The sequence below is a fragment of the Actinoplanes sp. CA-030573 genome (assembly GCF_050951115.1).
Taxonomy (GTDB): domain Bacteria; phylum Actinomycetota; class Actinomycetes; order Mycobacteriales; family Micromonosporaceae; genus Actinoplanes.
Genome location: NZ_CP192038.1, coordinates 2,527,036 through 2,540,954 on the forward strand (window position 1 = coordinate 2,527,036; position 13,919 = coordinate 2,540,954).

The following is a 13,919-nucleotide window of genomic DNA, read 5'->3' on the forward strand; positions in this document are numbered from 1 at the left end:
CATAGGCGCGGATGTGCAATGTGTTGCAACCCTGTTGCGCAGCGTCGAGGTGCCGGTTTGCTGGCGCCATGACTACATCCCCACGACAGCGAGCCGAAGAGTGGCTGACCTCGTTCGAGTCCGCGTTGCGGGCCCGCGATGTGGACGCCGCGGCCGCGCTGTTCGCCCCGGACAGCTTCTGGCGCGACCTGGTCGCCTTCACCTGGAACATCACCACCGTCGAGGGCCGCGCGGGCGTCGCGGACCTGCTCTCCGCGACCCTCGACCAGGCCGGCCCACAAGGCTTCGAGCTCACCGACGAGCCCACCGAGGCCGACGGCGTGGTCGACGCCTGGATCCGCTTCGAGACCACGACCGGGCGCGGCACCGGCCACCTGCGGCTCAAGCCCGAGGGCGCGTGGACGCTGCTGACCACGCTGCGCGAGCTCAAGGGCTTCGAGGAGAGCCAGGGGACGCGGCGGCCGCAGGGCGTCGAGCACGCGCTGAGCAAGGGACGGCTGTCGTGGAAGGAGCGCCGGGCGGCGGAGGCGGCCTCGCTCGGGCGCGAGCAGCAGCCGTACGTCGTGGTGATCGGTGGTGGTCAGGGCGGCATCGCGCTCGGTGCTCGCCTCCGCCAGCTGGGGGTGCCGGCGCTGGTCGTCGACAAGCACGAGCGGCCCGGCGATCAGTGGCGCAAGCGTTACAAGAGCCTCTGCCTGCACGACCCGGTCTGGTACGACCACCTGCCGTACCTGCCATTTCCCGCCAACTGGCCGGTCTTCTCCCCGAAGGACAAGATCGGGGACTGGCTGGAGATGTACACGCGGGTCATGGAGGTGCCTTACTGGACCCGATCGACCGTACGCTCGGCAGCGTTCGATCCTTCGGCGGGCGCCTGGCGGGTGACCGTCGAACGGGACGGCGACACGGTCGAGCTGAATCCGGTGCACGTGGTCTTCGCGACCGGGATGTCCGGTAAGCCGAACAAGCCGGTCTTTCCGGGGCAGGACATCTTCCGCGGGGAGCAGCAGCACTCCAGCGAGCACCCGGGGCCGGAGGCGTACCGGGGCAAGCGGGTCGTCGTGGTCGGGTCGAACAACTCGGCCTTCGACATCTGCGGGTCGCTCTGGGAGAACGACGCCGACGTGACCATGGTCCAGCGGTCGTCCACGCACATCGTCAAGTCGGCGACGCTGATGGACGTCGGGCTCGGCGACCTCTACTCGGAACGGGCCGTGGCGGCCGGTGTCACGACCGACCGGGCCGACATGATCTTCGCCTCCATCCCGTACCGGATCATGCATGAGTTTCAGATCCCGCTCTATGCGGAGATGGCGTCCCGGGACGCGGACTTCTACGCGCGGCTCGAGAAGGCCGGCTTCCGGCACGACTGGGGCTCGGACGGATCCGGCCTGTTCATGAAGTACCTGCGACGCGGCTCCGGCTACTACATCGACGTGGGCGCGGCCGATCTGGTCGCCGACGGGCGGGTCAAGCTGGCGCAGGGCCAGGTCGACCACCTGACCGAGGACGCGGTGGTGCTCGACGACGGCACCACGCTGCCGGCCGACCTGGTCGTCTACGCCACCGGCTACGGCTCGATGAACGGCTGGGTCGCCGACATCGTCGACCAGGAGACCGCGGACAAGGTCGGCAAGGTGTGGGGGCTGGGCTCGGACACGCCGAAGGACCCCGGGCCGTGGGAGGGCGAGCAGCGCAACATGTGGAAGCCGACCCGGCAGGAGAACCTGTGGTTCCACGGCGGGAACCTGCATCAGTCGCGGCATTACTCGCTCTACCTGGCACTGCAGTTGAAGGCGCGGTACGAGGGCTTGCCGACCCCGGTGTACCGGCTGGCCGAGACGCATCACCGGGGCTGAGTCTCCGGCTCGCCTTCAGCGCGGCTCCCCGAACCAGCGGGCGAGATGATCGTCCAGATCGCGCTGGTCATCGCCGAGCCAGGCGACGTGGCCGTCCGGGCGCAGCAGGACGCACGGCGCGTCCAGGGCCGCGGCCGGATCGGCCAGGTAGTCGATCCGGTCCGCCCAGCCCCCGGCGGTCAGACGCTCGGTGCGGTCCAGCAGCAGGCCGCGGCCGGCGCGCATCAGGCCGTACAGCTGACCCTGTTTGGTCTCGAGATCGGGCAGACGCCGGCCGAGCAGGTCAGGCCCCGCGCCGAAGTCGTAGCGGATGCCGATCGCCGTGATCTTCTCGATCAGATAGCGGTTGACCTCGTCGAAGTCCATCAGCTCGCCGAGCAGCCGGCGTACGGCCCGCGGGCCCGGTTCGGCGGAGAGCAGCTCGACCTGGGCGCGGGTGTTCTCCAGCACCTCGGCCGCCACCGGCCGACGCTCGGCCTGGTAGGTGTCGAGCAGCGTGCCCGGCGCCCAGCCGCGGACCTCGGCGGCGAGCTTCCAGCCGAGGTTGACGGCATCCTGGACGCCCAGGTTGAGGCCTTGCCCGCCGGCGGGTGGATGGATGTGGGCGGCGTCGCCGGCCAGTAGCACGCGCCCGGCCCGGTAACGGTCGGCCAGCCGGGTGGCGTCGCCGAAGCGGGACATCCAGCGGGGGGAATGGACGCCGAAGTCGGTTCCGGCGATCGCGCGCAACTCGCGCCGGAAATCCTCGAGGGTGGGCGGTTCCGCGCGCTCGCTCGCCTCGGCGGCGGGGACCACGACGCGGTAGACCTCGGCGCCCGCGGGCCGGATGCTGAAACGCTTGTCGCTCACCCTGACTTCTTCCGGCGGTACGGCCAGGGCCATCTCGCCCATCAACGTGTCGTTGCGGGACGGCTCGCCCGGGAAGCCGACGCCGAGCAGTTTGCGCACCGTGCTGCGCGCGCCGTCGCAACCGACGAGAAAGCGCGCCCGCAGCCGTTCCCCGCCGGCCGCCCCGCCGGCCGCCTCGACGGCCGCCTCGACGGTGACGCCGTCGTCGTCCTGCTCGAAACCGGTCACCGCGACACCGCGCCGAATCTGCGCTCCGCGTTCGGCCGCGTGCTTTTCGAGCAGATCGACGATCACCGGCTGCGGAATTCCCACGAGATAGGCGTACGTCGAATCCAGCCCCGTCGGCACCGGCTTGTCGATGGCGGCGAACAACCCGGCGGCCGGCCGTTTCCTGCCGTTCTCGACAATGCGGTCCAGCAGCCCGCGCATCGCCATCAGCTCCAGGCTGCGAATATGCAGACCCACGATCCGCGCGTACGAGACGGGCTCGGTCTCCTGCTCCAGCACGAGCACGCGCACGTCGTGCAGCCGCAGCTCAGCGGCCAGCATCGCGCCGGCCGGCCCGCACCCGGCGATGATCACGTCAAACATGGTGTTGCCTTCCGGGAGTGCCTGCGGCGCTCCCGGCGACACCTAGGCCGATCGCCCGACCGTGACGGGCAGGGGGAGCACCCACGTCGATGCAGCAGTCATGGGTCTCACCTCCTTCGGGCGGTGTCACGGTCAGGTGCAAGTTACCGGCCGGGCGTCCGCCGCGTCCAGTCTTTCGCGTGAGCTCCCATTGCGGTGACGATTGTCGAAATGGAGTTTCGGTCTTCGTCAATCCAAAAGAATCGTTGAACTGGCGTCTCGTCCCGGCCCGTAATTCGGGTCGCAAGGGCAATCCCCAGGAAGGGGTGGGACGCCATGAGAAGAAAGTACCGCCGGGCGGGTGCCTGGGTCGCGGGCTGCCCGGGCGGCGCTCGGGTCGCGGGCCGCTGGGGCAGCGCTCCGGTCGCGGCGCGGCGGGGCGACGCTCGGGCCGCGGGCCGCCGGTTGTCCGGCCGGGCCGTGCTGATCTCCGCGACGGTAGGCGTGCTCGCTGCCGGCACCGGGATCAGCCTGGCGGCCACCCAGGGCGGAAGCGGCTCATCGGTGACATGCATAGTCGTAGCCGACGCGGCCGCAGCGGCCGACGCGAACTCGGCGTTGTCCGACGTCTTCCCCCTCGGGACAGCGCTGCACCTGACCAGCGCGGGCCGAGCGGTAGACGTCACGGTGACCGGCCCGATCACCAACGCGGCCGCGAACCCGCCGCCGGCTTCGACCCCGCCGCTGGCTTCGACCCCACCCGCAAGTGATCCGTCCGCAGGTGATCAGTCCGGAGGTGATCCGTCCGGCGGGGCGAATGCGGGCGCAACTCCCACGGCGTCGGCCTCCTCCTCAGGATCGGCCTCGTCTGGCGCCGGCCGCGATCGAAAGCACCGCACTCGTCATCACAAGCCGGGCGCGAGGCCGACCGAGAGCGTGGCTGCGAACGGCAGCGCCGTTGCGAACAGTGGCGCGGCTGCGAACAATCGCAGCGGTGCGAACACTGGCGCGAGTGCGAACAATCGCAACGCTGCGAACAGTGGCGCGGCTGCGAACAATCGCAAGACTGCGAACAACGGCGCGGCGGCGAAGGCGGACCCCGCGGCCTCGGTGCCCCGAGTGGCGGTCAAGGCCGCGGCCAACAACGGCGTCGATGCGAACTCGGTCTGCGTCAAGCTCTCCACAAACGCCTTCAACACGTTGGGCAACGGCGGCAACGGCAACAACGTCGGCGCCTTCATCGCCACGATGACGCCGGAGGCCGCGGGCGACGCGAGGGGAAAGCCGGCCGCGAGCAGCAGCGCGGCGGCCGGCGACGGCCGGGACGTCAGCGCGGCGGCCGGCGACGGCCGGAACAGCAGCGCGGCGGCCGGCGACGGCCGGAACAGCAGCGCGCCGGCCGCCAACAGCCAGAACAGCAACGACCGCCGGCAACACCGCCGTTAGGCCCCTGCGCACGGCTCTGATCACCGACAGGAAGCGCAACGGTGAGCAGAGCCGGGCTACTCGCCTCGGAAGAGCGGCTCCCGGCGCTGGAGGCTTGCCTCGATGCCCTCGGCGCTGTCGTGCGTGGCCCACAGCGTGCGCTGCTCGGCCAGCTCGTGGTCGAGCGCCGCGCTGACCTGCTCGGCCAGGTCGCCGCGCAGGGTCTGGCGGATCGCGCGCACCGCCAGCGGCGCCGAGGCGGCAATCTGCAGCGCCAGCTCATGGGCGGCGGCGCGCACGTGGCCGGGCCCGGCCAGGCGGTCGGCCAGCCCCATGCGGTACGCCTCCTCGCCGCCCACCCGCCGGGCGGTCAGCAGCATGTCGGCCGCCGCCTGCCGGCCGACCAGCGCGGGCAACGTGACGCTGAGGCCGAAGCCCTGATGGAACCCCAGCCGCGCGAAGTTTGCCACGAACCGGGTCGACGCCTCGGCGACCCGGAAGTCGGCGGCGCACGCCAGACCGAGACCACCACCGACGGCGCTGCCCTGCACGGCGGCGACGATCGGCGTCCGTACGCCGAAAAGCCGCCCCGCCTGCCGATAGAGACCCTGCGCCGCGGCCGCCCGGTCGCGCACGAACTCGCCCTCGCCCAGGTCGGCCCCGGCACAGAAGTGCTTGCCCTCCGACGCCAGCAGCACGACCCGGCACGCGGGATCGTCGTCCAGCGCGAGCGCCGCGTCGACGATGGCGGTCAGCAGCGTCTCGTCGACGTGGTTGGCCGGCGGCCGGCGCATCTCGAGCAGCGCCACCCCGTCCGCGACCGTCACCGAAAGATCCGAGTCCACGGGGAAACCCTAAACTGGGCCGATGGGTCAGCGGATCGCGATGACCACCTCGCCCGCGGGAGTGCCGATCGCGTACGCGACCGTGGGCGCCGGGCCGCCGCTGGTCTACGTCTCCGGGTGGCTCGGGCACCTGGAGCTGAGCTGGGCGCTTCCCGCCGAGCGGGCCTACTACGAGGCGCTCGCCGACGGCCGGACCCTGATCCGCTACGACAAGCCGGGCTGCGGGCTGTCCGGGCCGATCACGAGGCCGTACACGATGGAGCACGAGCTGGACGCCCTCACGGCCGTGGTCGCGGCGGCCGGCGCGGACCGGTTCGACCTGGCCGGCGCGTCGATGGGGGCGGCGGTCGCGGCGACCTGGGCGGCCACCCACCCCACGACCGTCTCGCGGCTGGTGCTCTACGGCGGCTGGGCCCGCGGGGCCGACGTCGCCGCGCCCGAGGTGCGGCGGCACGTGCTCGGGCTGGTCGGCGAGCACTGGGGGCTCGCCTCCGACCTGCTCGCGGACGTCTTCGCGCCGGACGCCGACCAGGCCACCCGGGCGGCGTTCCGGCGCTACCAGCGGGAGTCGGCCGATGCGCACACGGCACAGGCGATGCTGGCCGCGGCGTACGACCTCGATGTGGTTGATCTGTTGCCCCGCATCGAGGCGCGAACCTTGGTGGTGCACCGGGAGCGCGATCGGGCGGCGCCGATCGAGCAGGGCCGGCGGCTGGCCGACGGGATCCCGGGCGCGCGGTTCGAGGTGGTGCCGGGGCGGTCGCATCTGCCCTACATCGGCGACACCCGGCCGCTGACCGGCGCCATCCGCAAGTTCCTCGGCCTGCGTGAGCGGCATCGCGGCGCGGCGCCGACGCTGACCGCCCGGCAGCGCGAGGTGGCCGCGCTGATCGCCGAGGGCTGCACCAATCGGGAGATCGGCGAGCGCCTCGGCATCGCGGAACGGTCGGCCGAGGCCCACGTCGAGCGCATCCGCTACCGGATGGACTTCCGGTCGCGCGCGCAGATCGCCGCCTGGTACGTGGCGACCAGCTGAGGTATTTTCCGGCCTGTTCCGGCGCGGCCCCACGACCACCATGAGGGGCATGCTCATTTTCGGGTACGCCCTGGTCGCGTACGCCTCGTTCCTGGTCAGCGTCGGGTGGGCGGTCCTCTTCCTGGCCGGCGGCATGGACGGGCCGGCCACCACGTCCGCTTCCACGGCGCTCGCGATCGACGGCGCCCTGCTGCTCGCGTTCGCCGTCCAGCACTCGGTCATGGCCCGCGTCGGGTTCAAGCGCCGCGTCGCCCGCCTGATCCCGCCGGCCGCCGAGCGCAGCACCTATGTGCTCAGTGCCGCTCTGCTCATGATCGCCATCTTCGGCGGGTGGCAACCGGTGCCCGCCACCGTCTGGCACGTGAGTCTGCCCTGGTCGGCGCCCATCTGGCTGCTCTACGCCGCGGGCTGGGTGCTCGTGGTTTGGTCCACCTTCGCCGTCGATCACGCCGATTTCCTGGGGCTCAGGCAGGCGTACGCGCATCTGCGTCACCGGGCGCACCACGAGCCGGCCTTCACCGACCGCCGCCTCTACGGCTGGTGCCGCCACCCGATGATGCTCGGGCTGCTGGTCACCTTCTGGGCGACGCCGCACCTGACCGCCGGTCACCTGTTCTTCGCGGTGGCTTCCTCGGCGTACATCGGCCTCGGAATCCGATTCGAGGAGCGTGACCTGCGCGCCCGCCTCGGCGCCGGATATGCGGACTACGCGCGGCGTGTCCCCATGCTCGTTCCGGCACCGCGCAGGCGGACGCGTCAGACCTGGCTGGCGCCGCCGTCGACGTAGATCTCGGCGCCGGTCATGTAGCTGCTGGCGTCGGAGGCGAGGAACAGCACGGTCTCGGCGATCTCTTCCGGACGACCGAGACGATCCATCGGTACGCCCGAAGCCAGTCCCTTGAGCAGCTGCTCGGCCGCCTCGGGGTCGGGCGCGAGACCGCTCAGGCCGGGCGTGGCGATCGGTCCCGGGGCGATGCTGTTGACCCGGATGCCCCGCCCGGCGAGCTCGGCCGCCCAGCTGCGGGTGAACGAGCGCAGCGCGGCCTTGGAGGCGGCGTAGACGCTGAACGACGCCACGCCCTTGGTGTCGATGTTGGAGCTGGTCAGGATCACCGACGAGCCCCGGGTGAGCAGCGGCAGCGCCTTCTGGACCGTGAAGAGCGTACCGGCGACGTTGGTGTTGAAGGTGTCGGCGTAGTGCTGCCACGTGATGTCGGGCAGGGCGGCGAACTCCCCGCCGCCGGCGTTGGCGAAGAGGATGTCGAGCCGGCCGCGCTCCCCGATGGCGGCGAACACCCGGTCGAGGCCGGCCGGATCGGCGACGTCGGCGCGGATGCCGGTGGCGTTCGGCCCGATCCCGGCCACTGCCGCGTCGAGCGCCTCCGCGCGGCGGCCGGTGAGGAAGACATACGCGCCCTCGGCCGCGAGCCGGCGGGCGGCGGCCAGGCCGATCCCGGAGCTGGCGCCGGTGACGAGGGCGATCTTGCCGTCGAGCTGTCCCATGACCCTGTTCCTCTTTCTGTACCGTCCGGTATGCAAGTCGGAACGCTAGCACGGTGGCGCGCATTTCTGTACCGATCGGTTAGGATGAGGTGCGTCACGATCATCGGAGGCGGATTTTGGCGGAGGCGACGCGGGAACGGGGCCGGCCACGGGGCTTCGACGTCGACGCGGTTCTGGACCGGGCGGTGGAGGTCTTCTGGCGGCAGGGCTACGAGGGCGCCTCGCTGAGCGACCTCACCGAGGCGATGGGCATCAACCGGCCGAGCATGTACGCCGCGTACGGCAACAAGGAGGAGCTCTTCCGCCGCGCGGTGGCACGCTATGCGGAGATCGACATGGCGTACGCGCGGGAGGCGCTCGCCGAGCCGACGGCGCGCGCGGTCATCGAGTGCTTCCTCCGGTCGAACGCGGACGCGCTGACCCGCCCCGGCCGCCCGGCCGGGTGCCTGTCCATCCAGGGCGGCCTGTCCACCGGCAGCGACGTCGCCCCGTTCCTGGCCGCGAGCCGGCTGGCCGGCGAGCGGGCGCTGGCCGACCGGCTGTCCCGCGCGGTAGACGAGGGCGACCTGCCGCCCGGCACCGACCCGGCGGCGCTGGCCCGCTACGTCATGGTGGTCAGCGAGGGCAACGCGGTGCACGCGGCGGCCGGCGTGTCCCGCGAGGAGCTTCACGCCACCGTCGACATCGCCTTGCGAGCCCTACCCTCGCCGCGCTGACCCGCTTCGGCGTTTCCTCTTGTCCACCGACCGGGACCGTCCCGGCCGCCACAAAACCGGACGAATGCGGTCCGGGCCGTGGAGGCCCGCGGCTACGTTGACGTCGGTCGACGAGTGGTCCGGTGGGGGAGACGGTGATTTCAGGGCAGGAGGCGCCGCCGTGGGCGGTCCGGCGATACCGGGCGCTCCTGATCGGCAACTCGCACTACCCCGACGATCCCGGCAATCTGCCGGATCTGAAGGGCCCGGTCAACGACGTCTCGGCCCTGGGGCGCGCCCTGGCCGAGGAACCGACCGCGTTGTTCGCTCCCGCCGACGTCAGGCTTCTGACCGACCGGCAATCGTACGAGATCGGCGCCGAACTGGAGGAGTTGCTGACCTCGGCGACCCGCGACGAGGTGCTGCTGATCTATTACAGCGGCCACGGCATCACGGCGGACAACGGCTCCCTGCTGCTGTGCGCTCGCAACAGCCGCACCGACCGCCGGCTGGCCACCACGCTCGGCGCCGAGACCATCAGCCGGATGATCGACCAGAGCGCCGCGGCGGCGACGATCATCATCCTCGATTGCTGTCACGCGGGCGCCTTCAAGACCGCCGACGTGGCCGCCGAACTGGCCGGGCGGGGCCGATACGTCCTCGCCGCAACGCGGTCGCACGACCCGGCCGGGATGCCGAGCACGGCACCGGCTTCAGTCGCTTCACCGCCCACCTGCTGCGCGGTCTGCTGGGCGCCGCGGCCCGGCCCGGCTCGCCGTACGTCACGGTCTCCGACCTCTACCGGTTCGTTCGCCGCAGCATGGCCGATGACGGGCCGCTCGTCCCGCAACGCCGGTTCCACGGCGACGGTGACCCCGCCCTGGCCCGCACCGCCGCCCTGGCCGCCGACCCGCTCCCGGGCGGAACCGCCGCCCGGGCCGCCACCGGCCCGCTCCCGGACGGATCCGCCGCCCGGGCCGCCGACCCGCTCGCGGGCGGAACCGCCGCCCGGGCCGCCGCCGACCCGCTCGCGGAAGGAGTCAGCGCCTCGGCCGCGACCGACCCGTCCCGGGCCGAAAACAGCGTCCCGGAGCCTGACCGTCACCCGCTCTCGGCGCTCTCGGCGCTCCCGGCCGACGGCACGCCCCGGCCGCGGCGAGGACGCCGTCCGGCGTTGATTCTGGCGGCCGCCCTGACCGTCGCCGTCGGGGCCGGTGCGGTGCTGGCCAGGACGGGACTGCCCGGTTGGGCCGTGGACAGCCGGGCTCATCGCACCGCTGTCACGTCCGTCTCCGGCCCCACCGCTCCGGCCGTCACATCCCCGCCGAGCCAGCCGCCGTCGATGCCGGCGACATCCGCCCCCGCCGAGCCGGCGACTTCCGCCCCCGCGGAGCCGGCGACATCCGGCCCCACCAAGCGACGGACGACCTCGAAACCGGCGGTCACGACGAGCCCGGGGGCCACGATCGACGCGGTAATCGCATCGACCGGAACCATCTCGTCGCCCGCGGAAGGCGCGAGAGTAAAGAACTGCGCCTATTTCTCCGGCACCTCGCACCTGCCCAGGGGCAAGACGCTCATTCTGGCCATGCGCAACCTGAACAACGACGGCACCAAGTACGTGGAAGAGGTCTTCGACTGGGACAAACCGGATCAGCTGTCGTCGTGGCGGGGTGCCCAGTACTTCAGCGGCGACGCCGGCCAGAGATACTCGGTGGAGCTGATGGTTGTCGACCTGGACGCGGTTCGCGCCACCCCCGACCGCCCCGCCGCCGACGCGCTGGCGGCAAAGGGCACCACCCTGGCCAGCCGCGTGGTGATACGAGAAACGGGAAACGTCGGCAACATCTGCCCGGGCCCGGAGTGACGCGAGCCGGCCTTCCCGGCCGACACCTCCTGGCCGGCACTCCTGGCGGCGGTCGGTGATCCGACCCGCCGGCGGATGTCGGCCCTCCTAGCCGGCCAGGACGACCTGGTCGCGGCCGGCCGACTTGGCGGCATACAGAGCCTGATCGGCGATCCGGGTCAGCTCCTCGACGGCGTCGGTGTCGCGGGGCATGCAGGCGCCGCCGATCGAGACCGTTACCGGGATCAGGCGGCCGTCGCCGAGGGCGAACGGCGCCGTCGACACGCCGCGGTGGATCGCGTGACTGACCTTTTCGAGGCGCCGCGGGGTCACCCCGGGCAGCAGCACGGCGAACTCCTCGCCGCCGTAGCGGGCGATCACGTCGCCGGAGCGGACCACCTCGCGCATCCGCCGGGCCACCTCGACCAGGACGCGGTCACCCGCGTGGTGGCCGTACGTGTCGTTGACGCGCTTGAAGTGGTCCACGTCGACGAGCAGGAACGCGAACGGCGTGCCCGTCCGGTGCCGGCGCTCCGCCTCGGTGCCCAGGACCTCGTTCAGGTAGCGGCGGGTGCGCAGGCCGGTGAGCCCGTCGGTGATCGCCATCGCGCGCTGCACCCGGACCAGCCCGGCCATGCGCGCGACGACCAGCAGGAACAGCACGATGCAGGCGACGTCGACCTCGGGCACGTGCAGGGACGCTCCCCGCAGGTACTGGACCGCCAGCACGACCGGCGCGACCAGGGAGGCGGCGCCCAGCACGACCAGGCGCGACTTCGTGGCGTCGGGCGCGGCGGCCGGCGAGGGCTCGTCGACCTCGGCCATCGACGGGTGGGTGCCGGCCGCGGCCAGGCAGAGCACCCCGCAGATCCAGACGCCGTCGACGAAGGTGCCGTCGTAGCTGCCGAGCAGCGCCTGGACGGAGTACGTCGTGTCGCCGACCAGCATCCCGAGCAGCCAGATCATCAACAGCCAGAAGGCCGGGGGCCGCGTACCGGCGCCGAGCATGAGGCGTACGCCCAGGGCCAGCAGCACCAGGTCCATCACCGGGTAGGCCACCGTCACGGCCTGGGCCGCGCCGCCGGCGCCGGCCGCCATCGGCTCGATCACGTACACCCAGCCGAGCAGCGCGGCGGCCACCGCGACCACGGCGGCGTCGATCAGGCTCGGCAGGTCCCACTCCGGCGTGCGGCGGCGCACCAGCGTGATCAGGCCGGCGACCAGCCCGAGGTAGCCGGTGAGGTAGCAGACGTCCGGCGGACCCGGGTACGGCACCTCGCCGGCCCGCAGCCCGAGGACGTAGTAGACCAGGTCGCCGGCGAGCATCGCGCCCTGCCCGGCGGCCAGCAGCAGCCAGGGGCGGCGGCGTCCACCGCGGTAGCGGAACGCGCCGAACACGAGCCCGGCCACGGCACCGACCGACGAGGCCGAATACAGCACCTGGGTGGCGACGGCCGCGGAGCCGGCGACGTGCCCCGTGACGTAGTAGAGCACCGTCAGCACGGGCGCGAACAGCAGAATCGCGCCCCAGAGCGGAAGTTTGCGTGAGCCGGTCTTTGTCACCACAAGTTCTGCGTCGGCAGCCGCCCCCGGGAGCCGTAGCTTCAGCCGGTTGCGACTTGGTTGCCGCGGCGCCGGGGCGCCGGGTCAGGCCGCGAGGCGGTCGCGGCGACGGGTGAGATAGGCGCGCTCGGCCGGGTTGCCGGTGAGGGCGAGGGCCCGGTCGTACGCCGCCCGCGCCTCGCCGTCGCGCCCGAGCCGCCGCAGCAGGTCGGCCCGTGTCGCGTGGAAGGCGTGGTACCCGTCGAGGGCCGCGGCGAGCCGGTCGGCCTCGGCCAGCCCGGCCGCCGGCCCGTCGACCTCGGCGACCGCGACCGCGCGGTTGAGCCGCACGATCGGCGACGGGTCGACCAGCATCATCCGGCCGTAGAGGGCGAGGATCGCGGACCAGTCGGTGTCGTGGGCGGACGAGGCCCGGGCGTGGACCGCGTTGATGGCGGCCTGCAACTGGTAGCGCCCGGGCCGCCCGTTCCCGGCCGCCACCGCCTCGATCCGCTCCCGGACCAGGGCGATGCCCTCGGCGACCAGGGCCCGGTCCCAGGCTCCGCGATCCTGCTCGGCCAGGGTGACCAGCTCGCCCGTACCGGACAAGCGCGCCGGCCGCCGGGCGTCGATGAGCAGCATCAGCGCCAGCAGGCCGGTGACCTCGCCGTCGTCCGGCAGCAGGGCCCGGAGCAGGCGGCCGAGGTGGATCGCCTGGTCGGTGAGGTCGGCGCGCACCGGGTCGTCCCCCTCGCCGGCCAGATAGCCCTCGTTGAAGATCAGGTAGACGACCGCGAGCACGCCGGCGAGCCGCTCGCGGATGTCGCCGTCCGAGGGCACCCGGTACGGGATGCAGGCCGCCTTGATCTTTCCCTTGGCCCGGGTGATCCGCCGCGCCATCGCGGCCTCCTGCACCAGGAACGCGCGGGCGATCTGGCCGACGGTGAGGCCGCCGAGCAGGCGCAGGGTGAGCGCCACCCGGGCCTCCATGGCCAGCGCCGGGTGGCAGCAGGTGAACAGCAGCCGGAGCCGGTCGTCCTCGACCGGGCCGACCGGTGCGGGAGGGTCGTCGTCGTAGGCCAATTGGGCCGCCTGATGCTTGGCGTCGCGCTGCGACTCGCGACGGAGCCAATCGATCGCCTTGCGGGACGCGGTGGTGGCGAGCCATCCACCGGGATTCGGCGGTACGCCGTCGCGCGGCCACCGCTCGGCCGCCGCCACAAAGGCTTCGGCCGTCGCCTCCTCGGCCACATCCAGGTCTCCGAAACGGCGCGCGAGATCGGCGACCAGCCGCGCCCACTCCGTACGGTGGGCGCGGGTGATCGCCCGCTCGACGGCGCCCTCGGTCATCGTGCGGGGTGCCGCGCCTGCCCGGGCCCGCGGAACCGGTGCACCTCCTGCGGCCAGTCGAGCGCGACCGCGAGCCGGCCCGCCCAGTACCGCGCCGCCTCGTCGTCGGCCACGTCCACGACGCAGAAGCCGCCGAGGTGCTCCTTGGTCTCCACGTACGGCCCGTCGGTGAACACGGCCTTCCCGTCGACCGACTCGACGCCGCACACCGCGGTGGACCGGTCGAGCCCGCCGTTGGTGAAGATCAGGACGTCCTGGGCCCGCATCTCCTCGACGACGGCCCGGCCGGCCACGCCCTTCGCGCGCAGCTGCTCGTCCGTGTGCTCGGGCACCCACTCATCGTTGAAGGTGATCAGGTACTCGGTCATGGTCGTTCTCCTCCTGCTCCGGGGCGGACGG

General features: G+C 72.5%; 13 protein-coding genes. 6 read left to right on the forward strand and 7 right to left on the reverse strand.

All coding sequences use genetic code 11. The features are described 5' to 3' along the window. Positions 1-68: 68 nt before the first annotated feature. On the forward strand, positions 69-1,859 hold the full coding sequence (locus tag ACQP2F_RS11770) for a flavin-containing monooxygenase (RefSeq protein WP_433303351.1): 1,791 nt from the start codon (positions 69-71) through the stop codon (positions 1,857-1,859). Between the two features lie 15 nt (positions 1,860-1,874). On the opposite strand, the gene ACQP2F_RS11775 is transcribed toward ACQP2F_RS11770, so the two are convergent. From ACQP2F_RS11775 to ACQP2F_RS11785, 3 genes are all read right to left on the reverse strand, one after another. Then, positions 1,875-3,299: an FAD-dependent monooxygenase gene (locus ACQP2F_RS11775; RefSeq protein ID WP_433303353.1), complete on the reverse strand. Its 1,425-nt coding sequence runs from the start codon at positions 3,297-3,299 to the stop codon at positions 1,875-1,877. A gap of 884 nt (positions 3,300-4,183) precedes the next feature. After that, a complete protein-coding gene (locus tag ACQP2F_RS11780; protein WP_433303355.1) occupies positions 4,184-4,699 on the reverse strand; it encodes a hypothetical protein in 516 nt (171 codons plus the stop codon). An 81-nt stretch (positions 4,700-4,780) separates the two neighbouring features. After that, complete coding sequence (locus ACQP2F_RS11785) at positions 4,781-5,548, reverse strand: enoyl-CoA hydratase/isomerase family protein (RefSeq protein WP_433303357.1); 768 nt, start codon at positions 5,546-5,548, stop codon at positions 4,781-4,783. Between the two features lie 22 nt (positions 5,549-5,570). Between ACQP2F_RS11785 and ACQP2F_RS11790 the strand changes: the two genes are divergently transcribed. Next, the gene (locus ACQP2F_RS11790) at positions 5,571-6,584 is read left to right on the forward strand and encodes an alpha/beta fold hydrolase (protein WP_433303359.1); all 1,014 of its coding nucleotides are present in this window, start codon (positions 5,571-5,573) and stop codon (positions 6,582-6,584) included. A 49-nt stretch (positions 6,585-6,633) separates the two neighbouring features. After that, the gene (locus ACQP2F_RS11795) at positions 6,634-7,371 is read left to right on the forward strand and encodes a methyltransferase family protein (RefSeq protein WP_433303361.1); all 738 of its coding nucleotides are present in this window, start codon (positions 6,634-6,636) and stop codon (positions 7,369-7,371) included. Here ACQP2F_RS11795 and ACQP2F_RS11800 read toward each other — a convergent pair. Continuing rightward, a complete protein-coding gene (locus tag ACQP2F_RS11800) occupies positions 7,341-8,087 on the reverse strand; it encodes an SDR family NAD(P)-dependent oxidoreductase (RefSeq protein ID WP_433303363.1) in 747 nt (248 codons plus the stop codon). The two genes, ACQP2F_RS11795 and ACQP2F_RS11800, sit on opposite strands and share 31 nt — an antisense overlap. Before the next feature lie 116 nt (positions 8,088-8,203). On the opposite strand from ACQP2F_RS11800, the gene ACQP2F_RS11805 reads away from it, so the two are divergent. From ACQP2F_RS11805 to ACQP2F_RS11815, 3 genes are all read left to right on the forward strand, one after another. Beyond that, a complete protein-coding gene (locus ACQP2F_RS11805) occupies positions 8,204-8,803 on the forward strand; it encodes a TetR/AcrR family transcriptional regulator (protein ID WP_433303365.1) in 600 nt (199 codons plus the stop codon). A gap of 122 nt (positions 8,804-8,925) precedes the next feature. Beyond that, positions 8,926-9,960, forward strand: a complete 1,035-nt coding sequence (locus ACQP2F_RS11810) for a caspase family protein (protein WP_433303367.1) — start codon at positions 8,926-8,928, stop codon at positions 9,958-9,960. After that, positions 9,957-10,649: a hypothetical protein gene (locus tag ACQP2F_RS11815; protein ID WP_433303369.1), complete on the forward strand. Its 693-nt coding sequence runs from the start codon at positions 9,957-9,959 to the stop codon at positions 10,647-10,649. Before ACQP2F_RS11810 ends, ACQP2F_RS11815 begins: the two co-directional genes overlap by 4 nt. Positions 10,650-10,736: 87 nt before the next feature. On the opposite strand, the gene ACQP2F_RS11820 is transcribed toward ACQP2F_RS11815, so the two are convergent. The 3 genes from ACQP2F_RS11820 to ACQP2F_RS11830 form a co-directional block, all read right to left on the reverse strand. Then, positions 10,737-12,191: a diguanylate cyclase gene (locus ACQP2F_RS11820; protein WP_433303371.1), complete on the reverse strand. Its 1,455-nt coding sequence runs from the start codon at positions 12,189-12,191 to the stop codon at positions 10,737-10,739. An 84-nt stretch (positions 12,192-12,275) separates the two neighbouring features. After that, positions 12,276-13,520: an RNA polymerase sigma factor gene (locus ACQP2F_RS11825; protein WP_433303373.1), complete on the reverse strand. Its 1,245-nt coding sequence runs from the start codon at positions 13,518-13,520 to the stop codon at positions 12,276-12,278. Continuing rightward, a complete protein-coding gene (locus ACQP2F_RS11830) occupies positions 13,517-13,888 on the reverse strand; it encodes a YciI family protein (protein ID WP_433303375.1) in 372 nt (123 codons plus the stop codon). The genes ACQP2F_RS11825 and ACQP2F_RS11830 overlap by 4 nt, the downstream gene beginning before the upstream one ends. Positions 13,889-13,919 lie beyond the last annotated feature (31 nt).